This window comes from Gemmatimonadota bacterium (genome assembly GCA_039715185.1).
Classification (GTDB): domain Bacteria; phylum Gemmatimonadota; class Gemmatimonadetes; order Longimicrobiales; family RSA9; genus DATHRK01.
In genome coordinates, this window is the sequence record JBDLIA010000021.1 from 27588 (window position 1) to 43813 (window position 16226).

Sequence of the window (16226 nt, forward strand, 5' to 3'; positions counted from 1 at the left end):
CCGCCTCAGACGTACTCTGCGAAGACGAACTCGAACCGGTGGAACACGAGTGCGCCGACCGTCAGCGCGCCGACCGCGGACGCAGCCGCGTAGAGCAGGTACTCGGGGCTCCACGCGATTACTTCGGCGCCACGACCGCTCACGACGGTGAGGGGCTGCAGCAGGTTGTGCCCCTCCACAACGGCCAGTCGGAAGCCTTCCAGAAGCGGGGCAAGCGGGTTGAGCATCATGATCTGCGCGCCGAGCGGCCCGAACATCGCCGGCTCGAAGAACACCGGCGTGAAGAAGATCCCGAACGTCAGCAGCACCTGCACGATGTATTTGACGTCCCGGAAGAACAGGTTCGCGCAGCTCAGCAGCAGCGCCGTACCGAGTGTGAAGGCGAAGAGCAGCGCCGCCAGCAGCGGGATCCACAGCAGGATTCCGAACGAGTACGCCACGCCCATCAAGGGCAGGGCGAGCAACAGCGCGATCGAGCCGACCGTCGAGTCGAACGACTGCGCCAGGACGGAAGCCAGCGGCAGCGCTTCGCGCGGAAAATACACCTTGCCGACCAGTTGGGCGTTGCCGGTCAGGCTCGTCGTCGCGAAGCCGATCGCACCCACGAAGAAGGCCCACGGAACCGCCTTCACGGCCATCCCGGCTATCTCACCGCCGTTGACATCGCTGCCCGAAACGTACGCCATCGCGTAGCGCACGAGCGCCCCGGCGAGGACTATCAGGCCCGGCATCAGAATGGCCCAGGCGAACCCCATGACCGCCTGCTTGTAGCGAATCCGCACGTCGCGGAGGGCGAGCTGGTAGGTCAGCTGGCGGTACTGCCAGGTCTCGGAGGCGATCTCGCGCAGCGTGCCGAACAGCCGGCGGCGAGGCGGGGACCCGCCCTCCGGCGAACCACGCGCGGCTTCAGCCATTGCGGTCTCGGCGGAGTACCCGACCTGCGCATCGGGCGTAGATGTAGTAATCACTCGATTGGCACCCGCGGGTCAGGCGGCGGGAAGCGCGGTGATCAGAAGCACCAGGTCGTTGAAGTCGTTGTCCCCACCGTCCTCGAACTCGACCGTCCATTGGGGGAACTGGCCGACCGCGCGAAGCCCGGCATTGCCCCCCGCCCTGGCCGATTCGATCTGGATGGACACCGGAGTCCCCGCGGCGAAGGGTCCGGAAAACTCTCCCAGCACGCCCGGGCTCTCCGCGCAGCCGTCGGAGGTGAGCACCGGATTGGTCACCGCGGGCTTGGTGATGCGAACGGCGTTGCCGCTGACCATGCACTCGGTGGACAAGAGCGTCACGCGAAAACCGCCGGCCTCGGCCAGGATCAGGTCGCATTCCTGCAGCGATCCGTCCGGCTGGGTGCATTCCAGGCCGATCAGCGTTGGCCCGACCGGGTCGTCCCGGCAGGCGCCGAGCGCGGCCGCGGCCACGGCTACGAGCAGAATGGTCTTCTTCATCATGTTTTTGCTCTTGGATCTGGAAGATCGCTGGGCACCCGGTCCATCCCTTCCACAGATAGGGCATGCGGGCGTTCGTGCCCACTCGACGCCGCAATGAGAGGCAGAACCCGTGCCAGTGGCGAACCGAGCGCCGGGTTCTCTTGCCGATCGCAAACATCGTATCCCGTTGCGGGTCATCGATCGGCGCAAACGCCTACTCCACATAGGCTTCCAGGCATTCAACCAGTGCGCTGGCCGCAGCCGCTCTGCTGAAAGCCTCCCGACCCGCGACCGGACCCGGTCTCTCGCCGGCGCACCACCTGTCGTAGAGCCCACACAGAAGCTCTGCGATGCCCGCGGGGTCGCCCGGGTCCGCTACATGGGCACCGGTCCCGGCGAGCATGCGGGCCGGTGCGCTATTGGATCGTGCCAGAATAAGAGGCCATGCTTCGAACGTCAGATAGTCGTACACCTTCGCGGGTACCGCGAGGTCCTGTCCCCAAGGTAGACTCACCAGCACAGCCGCCCGCGCCATGAACCGAGCTGCGGCTTGCCTGTCCGCGGCCGGATGCAGGCGCACAAGGTCCGCGACGCCAGCGGCGTCGGCGAGAGCCACAACCCAGTCCTCGCCAGGCTCGATCCGGCCCATGAACTCGACCCCGAATGTTTTCGGGCTTAGAGGCCGCACAGCGCGGAGTCTGGCGACCGCCTCGAAGAGGGGTGAGGGCGAACGGTCGCCGTAAATAGTACCCGCATAGGAGACGGTGAAGCGCCCTCGCGGTATCGAAGTGTGCGCGAGCTGGTCCCACCCGTTCCGAACCACCGTCACCTTGTCCCACGCCCACGGGTGCGCAGTCCGAAGCGCTTCGGCGGCGGGCTCGGTGTTGGCGAGCACCAAAGAAGCCAGTCGGACGACCCTCGCCTCTTCCCGGCGGGCCATGCGAAGCCATGCCGGACTCGCTACCGATTCGGACAGGAACGCTGTTGCGGCCCATGGGTCTCTGAGGTCCGCTATGTAGGGAAGTCCCGTCGCGCCGGCTACGAGTCGCCCAGCGTCTTGAGTCCAGTGAGGGGGGGACGACACGATCAGTGCCGAGTAACGGCTCGAGCGGCTCAGGCCAACCGCGACGTGCGCGGCTGCGCGCGCCCACGCTCTGCCTCTCGTTCGCTCGAGGCGCGCCCAAAATGCTCGCAGCCAACCGCGCGCCGACATCGGATCCCAACGGATATCGGCCACGGGGATGGCCAACGGGCGGCGAGTTGGGGATGGCGCTGTCCCCTCATGGCCAGGTTCACCACCGGCCAAAACCACACCGCCCCCAGCAGATGCTGCGCGAGGCTCGGAGGTAAGATCGCGCGGCCGTACGCCACGGTAGGCCTTCCAGATACAACGCTCCACGCGTGCCGCAATTGGCGTCGGGTCGGGCACTTCAATGACGCTCGTATCCGAGGGCAGTTCCGATAGAGACGGCGACGACAGATCCGCGGATCCGTTCGCCGGTCGGGCGGTCACGACATCGACCCCCCAGCCGGCCCTGGAAAGGAGCGGCACCATCCGGCGCCACCTCAACGCGCCGATCAGGTCGCTCGGGGGAAAATGATAGCTAATCAGGAGCAGTCGCGGCCCACCAGATTTCCCGGCGGCCGCTTTCAGGATACGCTGCCTCACGCCTCTCGATCCTCGTAGATGGCCGAATACTGCTCCACCATCGTGCCCAGATCGAACTCCCGGCGCACGCGCTCTCGCGCAGTCTCCCCATCGGCGCGCCTCTCCTCGGCGCCCTCCAGCGCACGAGACAGTGCTGTCGAGAGCGCGTCGGCATCACTCGGTGGCACAAGCCGGTGGGCCAGACCAGCCCCGAGAACGTCCGCGTTTCCGCCGACATCCGTCACCACGGGGCAGCAACCGGCGGCCATCGCCTCGAGCAGACTGATCGATGTCCCCTCGCTGTGGGATCCCAGGGCGAACACCGAGGCCTCCTCCAACAGCGACGCCACGTCGTCCAGCCAGCCCACGAAACGGATCTGGTCAGCGATCCCCGAATCGAACGCTCGCGCCTCGAGTGCAGAACGCTGGGAACCGTCGCCTGCTACGATCAACACGGGCGGGCTCTCGCCCGAGTCGACTAGCGCGAGGCGGGCAAAGGCATCAATCAGTAAGTCGTACCCCTTCACTGGCTCCAAGCGTCCAACGCTGGCGACGATCCGGGCGTCGGAGGCTATCGAGAATGACCGGCGCAGCGCTCGCGTACCAGCACTGGCGACGCGCTTTGCCTCTATCCCGTTGCGCACGACTCGGACACGGTCGCGGTCCACTCCGACTGCGCGGACAAGCAGCGTCGCCGTCTTTTCGGATACGGCCACCACTACGTCAGTGCGACGCGATGCGACGCGGTCCAGACGGCGAGAAATCCACGGATCGGGTACGTGGCGACCGTGTTCGGTATGCACCAGTCTCGCAACACCGGCCGCTCGCGCCGCCTTAGCCGCCTTGTACCAGACCCCGCTGTGGGTGTGCACGACATCCGGGGCCAGCCTTCGGATCGCCTCCGCCAAGCGGCGCGGCCATAGCAGAGACGCCCGCTCCTGCCGCGGTCCGAGATGTACGGTTGCCGCGGACTCCAGGTCGCGGCCGAATCGGCCTACGTACTGAAGCGCCATGACATGACTCTCGAACCGACGTTGATCCAGCCTGTTGACCAGATCCGCCAGGACGCGCTCCATTCCCCCGTAGTTCAGGTTCTGGATGATGTGCAGAACCCGGAGAGGCCCCTGTCCTGGGCGCGGGTCATTCATGCGAACAGATCCCGCACCCAGCGGGCGCTCTCGGCGAGGAACGGCTTCGGATCTCCAACCCGTAGCACCTCCAGGCGAGTGCGGCTTCCTCTGCCACGGAGCTGTTCGCGCAAGGTCGCGGCTCCGACCGCAAAACTTCCCCGAATTCCGAACGTGTTACCGGCCCGAACCCTTGCGATCAAGTGGTCCACCTCGCCCCATAGCCAGCGCGAGCCCACATCCACAGCGTAGTGGGGTTCGACCTCGGGCCGGTTGCCAATCGCCCACTCAGCCAGCAGTAGCGGGAAATCTACACCGGCGTCGACGGCGAGTTGAAGCGAACCCCACAGTCGGGGGTTCACCTCCATGACGTGCGGAACTCCCATCGCCTCATCCAGCTTGAACTCCACCATTGCGACACCGCTCCAGTCAAGTTCGGCCAGCAACGCGAGGGCAGACTCGCGCAGCTCCTCGGAAAGAGGGGCACTCTGCCGGTATACGCTTACGCCACCGCTCGGCGGGCGTTCACGGATTCGGCGGTGGGCGAAAGTAGCCAGTACATCGCCCCGGTCCACCAACAGGAACACTCCCACACCGGGCCCCACCACTCGCCTTTGAAGCAGGAGGGGAAATGCCGCAGCGGGCATCGCCGCTACGGATTCGGCCAGCTCGGCGGCATCTCGCGCATACTTCACGGAGAACTTGACCCCGGGCTCCTCCAGCGGGCGAACCGACCGCGCGGGCTTGATGACGATGGGTAGTCCGAGGGCTGTCAACTCGTCGTCGCTCAGGGTCCTCGGTGCGTCCAGACAAACCGTGTGCGGCACGGCGATGCCGAGCCGCTGGGCGAGGCGGACGATCTCACCCTTGTCCGAAGCGCGTAGCACGGTCTCGAGAGGCGGAAACGGAACCGAGGCGGGAGCCAGTCTGGACGGGTCTCGGCTCACCGCGAGGAGAGCAGCCTCGGAAACGGGAAGTACGACCGACGGACGGTACTTCCTCACGACCTCGGTCAGCTCTTCGAGAAACCCGACGGGGTCGCGAAGAGGGGACCGGGCGGCATGCCGGGACGCCGCAAAACGAGAAGCGCCCGCCAGCGACCGCCGGGCCTCTGCGACCACTCGGACGGTCCACCCGGCGGCCCCGAGTGACCGGACCACCGCCAACGACGCGCGCTGCTCGCCGTCCGTGACGATTACGGACGGTTCAATCACCGAAAAAGCCCCGCGAGCCGGAGGCGGAACCCCCGCGTACTCAACCCCGCCGCAACGTTCAAACGCGGCTCCTCGAAGGCGGTCCCGCGTTGCAACGAGGGCAGCCAGCCGCCGTCCACACGAAGCGCGCTCTCGTACCCGACCGCCCGCACCGCATCGGGGACATCCCGGGAGTAGAGGCCAAAGGGGTACGCGAGCACGGGCTGGACCTGGAGTGCCTGTTCCTCGAACCAGTCGAGGGGTGCCCTCAACTCTCTGTCACGCGCGGCAGACGCTGCGGTCGCTAGATTGAGATGGAGCCACCCGTGAGCGCCAAGCGACATTCCCTTCAGCGCAGCGAATCGGGCAACCGAAGCGGCAGAGCCGGACCGCGCATAATCGGGCGTCTCGACCCAGGTTCCTCCCCCCGCGATCCACATTTGCCGCGCCACATCCGGGTGCCCGTGGCCTTCCGACAGAACCCGGTCCCTCAGCTTGCCGTCGCCACCTGTCGCGTCCCACCATAGAGTGCGTCCGCCCAGAATGCCCGGTGCCACGAACATCGTCGCCGGGAGATTCCGCCTGACCAGCTCCTCCACCCCTACCTCGAGCGCGCCGGCGTAAGCATCGTCGAACGTGATCGCGACGCGCGGCCGGCCTTCGCTCGGCTCCCTTTGCAGCAAAGCCTCCGTCAGTGGTACCACCTCGCACTCAGCGACCAGGGCGTCGAGCTGGGCGCCGAACAGGTCTTGAGGGAGGTGCAGCGACCTGTCTCCCACGGGCGCTTCGCCTCGCGGCAGAATGTTGTGGTACGCTAGAACAAGCGTCCGATCCCTGTGGCGGGCGCGACCGTATGCCGCCGGCCCCAGGTGGAGCAGGCCGGTCTCGAACGCTCGTTTGACGAATGATCTGGCCATAGGCCGCTCAGCCCCGCGCGGTCACGGCACGCTAGCGCTCGAGGATCCTTGCTCCCGCGGGTGGGCGCCGAAGCCCCCGCCGCCTGCCGCTAATCAAGTTCCCACGTTTGGCCGGCGGCGGCGGCGCGGCGACTGTCGTCAGCCCGACGACCATGGCGAGCAGTGAATACAGAAAGGCCGAATATGCGTGGGACAAGAAGAAACCGACCACGCAGTATCCAACGAGGCTGGCCGTGAGGGCCTGGCCAAGAGCACCAGCCGCCGACTGATCGCTTCCGGGCGGTCCCCGAGGACCTGCCAGGAGTCCCAGGCGGAAGGACCCCCGTAGCGCGATCCAGAGCATGGCCACGAACGCCAACAGGCCTCCGACGCCTAGCTCCGCACCAATCTGCACGAATGAATTGTGGGCCGCCGACCACTTGAACCCGATGCCGTACTCCTGCAAAGAAGCCCGCGCAGATACCGTCCCCTCGGCGACGGGAAAGGCCGCGACCCCCACCCCGGTGAGCGGGTTTTCGGCCATGTACGTAAGGCCCCTGGTCCAGACCTGCTTGCGACCCGAATCAGACTCCCAGTTGTAGTCCTCGGTGGGCGACAGCATGCTCTCCATGAGCGACCAATACTGATCGCCGGCTACCACCAGGAAGAAACCGGCCAGCACCCCGACCGCCACCAGCCTGCGCGCACTCGGAATCGCGCGATAGGCGAGAGCCAAGAATACACCTACGGCGATCAGACCCAGGAACGCGCCACGCGAACCGCTCTTGACGATCGTCAACAGCGAGGCGCCCAGCACGATCGCGGCGATGGTTTTGCGATAGGCAGACGAGCCCGGCCGAAGAAAAAATACGCCGAGGGGAAGACAACAGACGAGTAGCAATCCTACGTCATTCGCGTCGTAATAGAGAAGCCTGCCGAGACGCCCGCCGGTGTCTACGGTGAAACGCGTTGTTATGACGTACGCATAGAGCGCTGCGCCGGCGAGGTGCACGAGTGCCAATCGCTCGATGTCCTTCCAGGAACGGACCGCGTAAACGAGCAATGCCGACAGCAGGAGGGTCTTGACGTGATCCTGAAAAATGAATCGAAAGCTGAGTCCCTGATACAGGCTCGTCGGCACCGAGAGCAACATCAGCGCGAGTATCACGCCTGCCAGTCTGGCGATCGGATGTCGCGCCAAAGGCTCCCACCGACGCCCCGCTCGGGGCCCGAAGAGGGCCAATCCCGTGGCGGCGAGAATAGATACGGTGGGTACTTGCAGCGACCCGGCCAAAGGGAACAGGTCCTGGAGTCGCCATACGAACGCCAGGGTTGCGACCGCCACGGCGATTAGCAGCGGATCCCACCCCGTGGCAACCTGTTCTCCGGGAACGCGGCTGCGCCTGCTGGCCCCCCTTTGCCGCCTCTGCTCGCCGGCCACGACACGGCCATTCATGACCCCGCCCCCACCAACTCCCCGTTCAGTGAGACAGCCACCTTAGCGTAATCCTCGTGCATGTCCTCGCCGATGGCGCTCCACGCATAGCGCTCTACTGCTGTTTCTCGCGCGCCGACCCCCAGCCGCATCCGCAGCTCCTCGTCCTCGGAAACCCGGACGGCCGCTTCGGCGAATGCGGCAGGCTCATCCGCGACGAGGATGTTCCTCCCGTGTATCGCCTCGAGCCCTTCGCACCCAACGCTCGTGCTGACTACGGCCTTCCCCATGGCCCATGCGTCAAGAATCTTCAGCCGCGTCCCCCCCCCGACACGTACCGGCACGATGACACACGCCGCATCAGCAACATGTGGCCGAACATCCTCTACGTATCCCGTCATCTGCACGCCCAACTCGGCATGGAGCTCTATCTCCCCGGGGGTCGCTCGGCCAACCCACGATACGCCTAGATTCGGACGCAAGCGGCGCACTTCGGGCAACACGTCGCGTGAAAAGAAAGAAAGGGCGTCCCGGTTCGGAAACCAGGACGTGCCGCCGACGAACACCAGGCCGTTCTCCCGGCCCTCCCGCGGCTGGAACGCGTTGACGTCCACGCCGTTAGGCACGACGCAGACGTTCGAGCCGGGAGCGACGGTTCTGAAGTGCTCCGCGTCCCGCTCGGATACGGCCACGTTGAGGCGTACTCGTGGACACCAACGAGCCTCGGCTCTTTCCACGAGACGACCCTGCCTGCGCATCACCTTTCGGGCAAGCGTGTTCGGCCCCCATTCGCTGCGGCGCACGAGCAGCGCGGATTCGACGTTGTGGTGAGCACAGACCGTCCGGTCGAGAGGCAAAAGCGGCAAGTATCTCACCAGGTCCAGGCTGTCGACGTGGACGAGACTGTACTCCTTCTCCCGGAGCAAGCGCGTGAGGGCCGCAAGAAACCGCCCCGAACTGTACGCGTATCGCGTGTAGGGCTGACCGGACGCGAGGCTGACCAGGTTGTCGAACCCGAAGCGCAAGCGGGAGTGCTCCTGGGGAATCGGAAAGGCCTGCACGCGAGCCAGTGGACCGAGGGCGGCCGTACGCGCCAATACGAGTGGGCCATCGGAAGTACTGCGGGTCCGCCAGAAGAATAGAGCGTCGACATCGTAGCGCTCGGCGAGTAGCCGGAGAACGTTGTAGGTCCGAATAGCGACACCACTGTCGGGCGGATAGGGCAGCGTTTGGCCGAGAAACAGCAGCCGCGGTCGGTCAGCGCTCACCGACCGACCCCCCGCGGCGACCCACCGGACTCGTTGACGATGAGGCGTAGCTTACCCGAGCTCTCACGTGGAATCTCACCTACCCAGCGAACGGTAATGGGCATTCCGGGCAGCCTTTTTGCGGCCTCCCGGCGGACCCTCTCGAGGGTGTCGACGGCGCCGTCCGCGCCACTCTGCCTGAGGTGGATGCACAGCGCCCCCTCCGCAGATTGGCGCACCTGAAACTGATCCACCCGTACTCCGCGGTGCCTGAGATCCTCGAATAGATACATGAAGAACTCGCCGTGGTACTTCCGCCCCTCGCCATCGGCGACGAAATCGTAGGCTCTCCCCCAGATCCTGAGGAGGACCGGCCACGCCCGCCCGCACGAACACGGCTGACCGAGGGTGCCGGAGTCGCCCAGCCGGTATCGGATCAGCGGCATGGCGTCGTTCCCCAGGTCGGTAACGAGGATCTCTCCAGGTTCACCGTCCGGGACGCGCCACCCATCCGCATCTACCGTCTCGACGATGACGTTTTCCGCCATGATGTGCAGGGATCCCGCTGGACACCCGTAGGCGATCGGGCCCACCTCCCCGCACCCGTATTCATTCTGGACCGGTGCACCGAACGCATCGCTGATAAGCCGTCGCTGGGACTCTGCAAGCACCTCGGCCGTCGTGATCACGACCCGAATCCCGAGTTCAGACCCGCTAAGGTCGTTTCGGAGCAGAAAGCGCGCGAACTCTTCCAACATGGAAACGTATCCATACACGTATCGAGGCCTTATCGAGCGACACCTCGACCAGTACTGGGCCAACCGATCGTCGTCGAAGGCGAATGCGGGGAAGGTAGAGCGGTTCATTGCGATGTCGGCTGCCACCGAGGCGAAGCCTCTGGATAGCGTCGTCGCTCCCCCCCAGAATCTGACGTTGCGATCGCCCGATCGGACTCCGAACCAACCGTGTCCGAGCCACGAAGCCGCCCTCTCCCGCGCCACCGCGTCGGCGTTTTTCACGACGCACACTGCCTGGCCGGTTGAGCCGCCGGTCGTCTTCGTGCTGGTCCGGCCCCTGTACCCCACGATACGGACCGCGTCGGCGGCCTGCTGAACCTTTTCCCGCTCGAGGATCGGGAGCGACTGCAGCAGCTCTGCCAGAGGAGCATCCGGATGTGCGCGGGAGGGAAGCGACGCGCGATAGTGAGCGGACCCCTGTCTCGCGAGAGCCATCAAGCGCAACAAGGCAAGCCGTTGACGTTCGACCACTGAGTCCGGATTCGACCACTCGCGAGCTCGCATGAGCCTCAGGTGTCGGCTGGTCCCGGTTTGCTGCGTAACAGCTAGCGCCAACGGGTAGATGACGTGCCGATTGGCAGCAGTACGGATTCTGTGGGCGACCGATTGCCGAATCATTGCTTGAGAGAACTGCGCAACGTCCATGCCCTGTCAAGGGGACCGCCGAAGCCAGAGAACTGACGCAATCTGTAGAGGGCACGCAACAATCATGGCGAGAGCGTCGCCTGAGCGCGACGACCTCGCCGTGACCAAAGGCGGAGCTGGCAAGCCCGCGGGCCTGCCACTTGTTCTGCCATGCCGGTTCGTCCACCAGCCAAGGCCCTCCGTCAAAGTAGGTGGACATCGCTGCACTTGCCGGGCCAAGGTTCCTGGCGTAGCCGAGCAGTCGTCACCCGCCACGAGATCTGGGCGATCCGCCAACCTTCGGCCTTGACCCCGACGCGGGCCGACCCTCTCGTGCTACCTTCGCAGGTAAATCTCTCAGCAAGGTTGGACCTTTGGCCGAGGCCTATCCGTGAGACTACTGGCCCGAGCGATCCGTCACCTGCCGGACAGGCTCCTGCACGGACGCCGCCGTTCGGCGGCGCTCACCCGCCTGGCCGAGGGCCCGGCAGATCGCATCCTCGTGCTTTGCCACGGCAACATTATCCGCAGCCCGTTCGTCGAGCGGAGGCTAGCCGCGGCCGGCGCGGAAGCCCGTTCCGGGGGTTTTATCGGACCTGGCCGCCGGTCACCTCCCGAGGCGCAGGAGGCGGCACGGGTCCACCGGGTCAACCTGAGCGGACACATCTCAAAGTTGGTGACGGAGGAAGATCTGCGCTGGGCGGAACTCGTTCTCGTCATGGATGGCATCCAGGAACGCCGAGCCAGAGAACTCCATGGAGCCGCGGGACCCTCGATCGTCCGACTTGGCGACCTGGACCCGCAGCCGATCGAGCGGCGAGCGATTCCAGACCCGTTCGGCGAGGGCGAGCCGGTGTTCCGCTCGACGTACCAGCGCCTGCTTCGGTGCCTCGAACCGCTGGAATCCCGTTTGCGTGGCGGCGGGTAGTCCCAGCGATATCCGGTACAAAGCGAACGGCGGCGGACTCTCGCCCGCCGCCGTCAGAACACCCATCAACGCTGCCAGCGTCACCGCGGCCAGCCCGGGTCACGTGCCCAGACCGTTATGTCGTCCCACCATATCGACTGCGCCCTTGCCGGCCCCTGGTTCAGGTTCCGGCCGAGGTAGATTCCGTACACTCCGCGGCGATTGACCACGAAGTTGGTCTCCACGCTCATCAACTCTCCGTCGACCCAGAGAGCGGATCCCCCGTCCGGCACGTTGGGTGCGCTCGACGTTCTCATCCACAACCGGACCGTATGCCACTCGCCATCCCAGGCTGCGGAGCCGTCGCCTCCCGCCCACCGGCGAACGCCATCAGGATCAACCCACTCCCAGCGCCGACCCTGACCGTTTCCGTTCTTCAGTCCAAACCTGGAGGCCCCGTTCGTGGAGCCGCTCCAGTGCTTCACGCGACCACCCATGAGCTTGTAGTCCGGGTTGGATCCGCAGCTCCAGTCGGTCGGAGCCACCGTGTCCCACCCCCTATCGAAGCGGACGTGCGCCTCCACCCAGATCTCGCGTAGCTCGGGAAACGCCAGATTGCGGCCGATCGAGTAGTCGTTGCAGCGACGGTCCGACAACGACCTGTCCGGGAAGTCGTAGCGCATCGAGCCGCCGTTGGCGTCGTAGCTGTGACCCGCGTCGATCTGGATCAGGCCCGGATGACGATCCTCGGTCTCGGTGTAGAGGCTGAACGGATCGTTCATGAAGTGTCCGGTCGAGCTGTACTGAGAGTAGTCCTCGCGCAGCAGGACTCCGTCCGCGCCGATGGCGACAACGGACGCGTTGCTCGTGGACGACCAGTCGCCTACCGCGGCCGTGACGACCGCCGCGCCGACTGCTATCGCCGTGATGACTCCCGCTTTGTCCACCGTAATCGCGTCCGGGTTGCTGCTCGACCAGGTGACCTGCTCGGGAGCCGGGTTGCTGCCGTCGGGCAGCGTAACCACCAGCGTCCGAGTGGCCCCGAACCCCGCGAACGTGACCTTCCCAGGCGAAATGCCCGCACTGCCGTCGGTGGTGCCGGTGCTTCCGGAGTCGGTGCCTCCACCGGCGCCCTCGACGAATGCCTCGAAATGGAATGGTCTCGATTTGCGGGCCTTCGCCGTGAGTTTTTGATACTCGCCGTCATGGCCGAGGGTCCAGGTTGCGGAAGTCACGCCGTCCTGGTCGGTGACCGAGGTGCCGGGGGTAACGCTGCCTCCGCCTTCCTTGACTCTCCAAACGACCTCGACTCCCGCCCGCGGGAACCCCTTCTTGTCGATCAGTTGGATCTCGAGCAGTTCCCCGACCGTCTCCCCGGGCGATCCGTTGGCGAAGAAGATCGTGGGGTTGAGGGCGATGATCTCGCCCTCGTCGGGCCCGAACAGATCCGCGCACCCGGTCGCTCCCAGGCTGGCGACCAGCAAGGCCGGCAGCGCCCGGAGGACAAGCCCTGGACGTCGGCCGTGGCGGGTTGTGGTGGTGGTTCGGGGATGAGCGATCAGGGTGGTGTCGCTGCGCGTCATACGAGCTCCGCAGTTTTGCGTCCCGCGAGCAGCTCCCCCCACTAAGATCCGCCCGCAACGAGAAGGCCGCCGGCGAGGCGACCTCGCTGGCGGCCCGGCCGGCACGACGGCGTCCCACGCCGTCACAGCCCCGTAGCTCTGCGCCACCGCCTTTCGACGGGTTTGCTCTTGGCAGCGATCTGTGTACGCCCGGGATGGAGGGCAACGCCGGTGCCGATTCGCGTCACGCGCGCGCGAGGGTCGACAAATCGTTTTACGAAAGAGACTTGGAAGGCTGTGAAGGGGACGTGGGATTGCGCGACGGGGCGTCCGGTGGACCGACCATTTTTCGCCCTGATCGGAAAAAGTGTCAGGGATCGCGGTCTTGGGCCGAAGGCGCCCTGGAGGGGCGAGGGTCTGTCGGACCGCACCAGTCCAGCGCCACTGCGTAGCGCCGATAGTCGAGCCGCGCGGCCTCCCAGTGGCCGCGGCGGCGGCAGTGCTCGTCGATCCAGCGCTGTGCGCGCGGCCCGCCCGGTACCAGGCCCCTACGCCGAATGGCCGAAATGGCCCAGAAGCCGCCGGATTCCGCCAGCACCTGGTCGAGCTTGGCCGGGTCGCCGTCCGACTCGATCACGCTCAGGTCGGGAGCGTAGTAGCGGTGGACGATGACGGGCCACGCGACGACGGGAGCCGCGCCGACCTCTCGGATGGCCGCGTGCGCCGGGCGGAAGTCGAAGCGAGTTCCGTCGGCCAGGTGCGACACGGTCTGCGGCAGGACGCCCGCCAGAAGGATCGCGACGAAGCCAGCTGCAAAGCGCCCCCCCAACCCTTCGTGCGCCCGCTGCACCGCCGCGCCGGCGGCGAGGAAGAGGAGCGGCAGCGCCGCGGTGCCGTAGTCGGCGAAGACCGCGGTGCGGGTCCCGGCCAGCAGCAGCAGCAGGAGCACCGAGGCCAGGCCGCCCGCGCACGTCGCAGCGAGGCGGCGGGTGCCGGCTCGCCGCCAGAGCACGACCACGCCGACGAGCGCGGCGACCACCACCACCGGCCCCGCCCATTGGATGATCGCGGGCACGAGGCGTGAGCTCCACTCGCCCCCGAACGCCCCCGGGTTACGCAAGGCCCGCCCGCCATCCAGCAGGCGTACCAGTCCGTACCACAGCGCGAGCGGCGCCAACATCGGCGCCCACACGTGGACGAGGTGGCCGGCCCGAGGAACGGGCGCGCGCACGTGCCCCTCCGCGGTCACGATCGTCGTCGCAATCGCGACGCCTACCAGCGCGAACAGGAACGTGGGGTGCGTAAGCGCCGCGAGCAGTCCGACCGTCACCGCGACAACCCGAGCCCACCGGGATGACCCATCCAGCGCCGGAGGCAACGCCGCGTAAAGCAGCACGGCAAGCAGGTACAGGAGCGTCCAGTACCGGGCGAACTGGGAGTGGTAGATGTGCCAGGGCGAGATCGCCACGAGCGCGGCCGCCGCCAACCCTCCGACGGGACCGATGAGACGCCGTCCGGCCCACCAGGTGGCCGCAACACCCAGGAGCCCGAACAAAGCCGCCGGCGCCCTCAATAGCCATGGCTCGGCCGGCAGGACGAGTAGCAGCGCGTGCTGTAGCAGATAGTAGAGAGGACGCCCGAGGATTCCCGGCCCATCCCCCGCGCTCGCGCCGAAATCCGCCGCGTCGCGCAGGGTGTACAGCTCATCCTGCTCGAACGCCAGGGTTCCCAGACCCCAGACGCGGACGGCGGCCGCCAGCAGCAGCACGGCCGCGAGCAGCCAGCGCTCACGGGCGACGAAGGAGCGGTGGCCCGCGTCCTGGAGAGACACCTCGGAGTCCGTCAGCGATCCTGCGCGCGGCGAGCGGCCCCGGACCGCCGCATCGGCGGCGCGTGGGCCCGGGGCGGCCGGGTTCGGCGAATGATGAGCTCGCCCACCAAGCCGGCAGACACGAGCTGGACGCCCGTCAAGAGCAGAACGATCCCCAGGAACAGGAGCGGCCGGGTCCCGATGTTCTCATCCAGGACGAGGCGCAGGTAACTCATGTAGACCAGAATGGCGAACCCGACCATTCCTATCGTGAGGCCGACGCTGCCGAACAGGTGCATGGGGCGGTGCTCGAAGCGCGTAAGCATGAATACCGTGAGCAGGTCGTACGCCCCCTTGAAGAGGCGGCTGATGCCGTACTTGCTCCTGCCATGTGTGCGCGGCGCGTGCTCCACGGCCACCTCGCCGACCCGAAACCCGCGCCAGGCGGCCAGCACCGGGATGAAACGGTGCATCTCGCCGTACAGATCGAGTTCTCGAACGACCTCCGCGCGATAGGCCTTGTACCCGCAGTTGAAATCGTGCAGGTCGAGTCCGGACACGCGCGCCGTTACCCAGTTGAAGAACCGGCTTGGTAACGTCTTGTTGAGTGGGTCGTGTCGGTTCTGCTTCCAGCCCGACACCATGTCGAACTCGTCCAGCGGCGCGAGCAGCTTGGGCATCTCCGACGGCACGTCCTGGAGGTCGGCGTCCATGGTGACGACCACGCCGCCGCTGGCCGCGGCGAACGCTACGTTGAGCGCCTCCGCCTTCCCCCTGTTCGAGCGAAAGTGGAAGACCTCGAGGCGCTTATCTTCTCGGGCCAACTCGTCGAGAAGCTCGGCGCTGCCGTCCCTCGAGCCGTCGTCCACGAGGATCATTTGGTGCGTCAGGCCCAACCCGGCGACGACTTCCGAGACCGACGTCACCAGCTCGCGAAGCGTCCCCACCTCGTCGAATACCGGCACGACGATTGAGAGATCGGGCCCCGCCGAGGGCGGCTCGCCACCACCGATCACGTCGGCGCTCGGCGCCGCGGCGTCATCCCGCATGGCATCCGTGTGCGTCTGCACTGCCTCCCCATTCATGTCAGGTCACCTCCGCCCGCACCCCGCGCAGCGACGTACCCATCATTGAGTACACCACGCCGCCGATCGCGCCCACGAGCGCGAAACCGATGAAGAAGACCAGGCTGTAGGCCACCGCGTCAGCGGCGGCTACGCCGAACGGCGCCAAGAGCAGGAGCCAGGCCCCCTCCCGCACGCCTATACCGGACAGCGACACAGGCAGCATTGCGAGCAGGCTCACGACGGGCACGGCCGCAAGAAACAGCGCGGGCGGCAGACGCAGGCCGAGCGCCGTGGCCAGCAACGCCCACGCCACGATGTACAGCCCCTGAACGACGAGGCCAAGCGCGGCGATCCTCGCCAGCTCGCCCGGGGAACGCCGCAGCCGCCGCACGAGCTCCAGCGCCGGTCCGAAACGCCTCAACACCGCGTCGGAGCGAACCAGCCGGCGCAGCAACGCGACCGCGACCAACAGGGAGACCA

14 protein-coding genes and 1 riboswitch are annotated in these 16226 nt (G+C 66.5%); all 14 genes read right to left on the bottom strand.

The features are described 5' to 3' along the window. Window positions 1-5 precede the first annotated feature (5 nt). Window positions 6-914, bottom strand: coding sequence for an ABC transporter permease (locus tag ABFS34_05920; protein MEN8374970.1), 909 nt, complete (start codon window positions 912-914; stop codon window positions 6-8). Between the two features lie 72 nt (window positions 915-986). Continuing rightward, window positions 987-1454 carry a hypothetical protein gene (locus ABFS34_05925; protein MEN8374971.1) on the bottom strand — a complete coding sequence of 156 codons (468 nt, stop codon included), beginning with the start codon at window positions 1452-1454 and terminating at the stop codon, window positions 987-989. 193 nt (window positions 1455-1647) lie between these two features. After that, window positions 1648-2328: a hypothetical protein gene (locus ABFS34_05930; GenBank protein MEN8374972.1), complete on the bottom strand. Its 681-nt coding sequence runs from the start codon at window positions 2326-2328 to the stop codon at window positions 1648-1650. Window positions 2329-3098: 770 nt separating this feature from the next. Then, window positions 3099-4157, bottom strand: coding sequence for a glycosyltransferase (locus tag ABFS34_05935; protein ID MEN8374973.1), 1059 nt, complete (start codon window positions 4155-4157; stop codon window positions 3099-3101). A gap of 68 nt (window positions 4158-4225) precedes the next feature. Then, window positions 4226-5422, bottom strand: a complete 1197-nt coding sequence (locus tag ABFS34_05940) for an ATP-grasp domain-containing protein (protein ID MEN8374974.1) — start codon at window positions 5420-5422, stop codon at window positions 4226-4228. After that, a complete protein-coding gene (locus ABFS34_05945; protein ID MEN8374975.1) occupies window positions 5419-6318 on the bottom strand; it encodes a polysaccharide deacetylase family protein in 900 nt (299 codons plus the stop codon). The genes ABFS34_05940 and ABFS34_05945 overlap by 4 nt, the downstream gene beginning before the upstream one ends. Window positions 6319-6349: 31 nt before the next feature. After that, window positions 6350-7465, bottom strand: a complete 1116-nt coding sequence (locus ABFS34_05950; GenBank protein MEN8374976.1) for an O-antigen ligase family protein — start codon at window positions 7463-7465, stop codon at window positions 6350-6352. Between the two features lie 284 nt (window positions 7466-7749). Continuing rightward, entirely contained in the window at window positions 7750-9000 is a 1251-nt protein-coding gene (locus ABFS34_05955; protein ID MEN8374977.1) for a glycosyltransferase family 4 protein, read from the bottom strand. Further along, window positions 8997-10211, bottom strand: a complete 1215-nt coding sequence (locus tag ABFS34_05960; GenBank protein ID MEN8374978.1) for a hypothetical protein — start codon at window positions 10209-10211, stop codon at window positions 8997-8999. The genes ABFS34_05955 and ABFS34_05960 overlap by 4 nt, the downstream gene beginning before the upstream one ends. Window positions 10212-11067: 856 nt before the next feature. Further along, window positions 11068-11394, bottom strand: coding sequence for a hypothetical protein (locus ABFS34_05965; protein ID MEN8374979.1), 327 nt, complete (start codon window positions 11392-11394; stop codon window positions 11068-11070). Between the two features lie 14 nt (window positions 11395-11408). Then, complete coding sequence (locus tag ABFS34_05970) at window positions 11409-12791, bottom strand: Ig-like domain-containing protein (GenBank protein MEN8374980.1); 1383 nt, start codon at window positions 12789-12791, stop codon at window positions 11409-11411. A 184-nt stretch (window positions 12792-12975) separates the two neighbouring features. Next, window positions 12976-13067: riboswitch (cyclic di-GMP riboswitch) on the bottom strand. A gap of 172 nt (window positions 13068-13239) precedes the next feature. Next, on the bottom strand, window positions 13240-14700 hold the full coding sequence (locus ABFS34_05975; protein MEN8374981.1) for a glycosyltransferase family 39 protein: 1461 nt from the start codon (window positions 14698-14700) through the stop codon (window positions 13240-13242). An 11-nt stretch (window positions 14701-14711) separates the two neighbouring features. Beyond that, on the bottom strand, window positions 14712-15764 hold the full coding sequence (locus ABFS34_05980; GenBank protein MEN8374982.1) for a glycosyltransferase family 2 protein: 1053 nt from the start codon (window positions 15762-15764) through the stop codon (window positions 14712-14714). Between the two features lies 1 nt (window position 15765). After that, a partial coding sequence (locus ABFS34_05985) for a lysylphosphatidylglycerol synthase domain-containing protein (GenBank protein MEN8374983.1) occupies window positions 15766-16226 on the bottom strand: 461 nt, incomplete at its 5' end.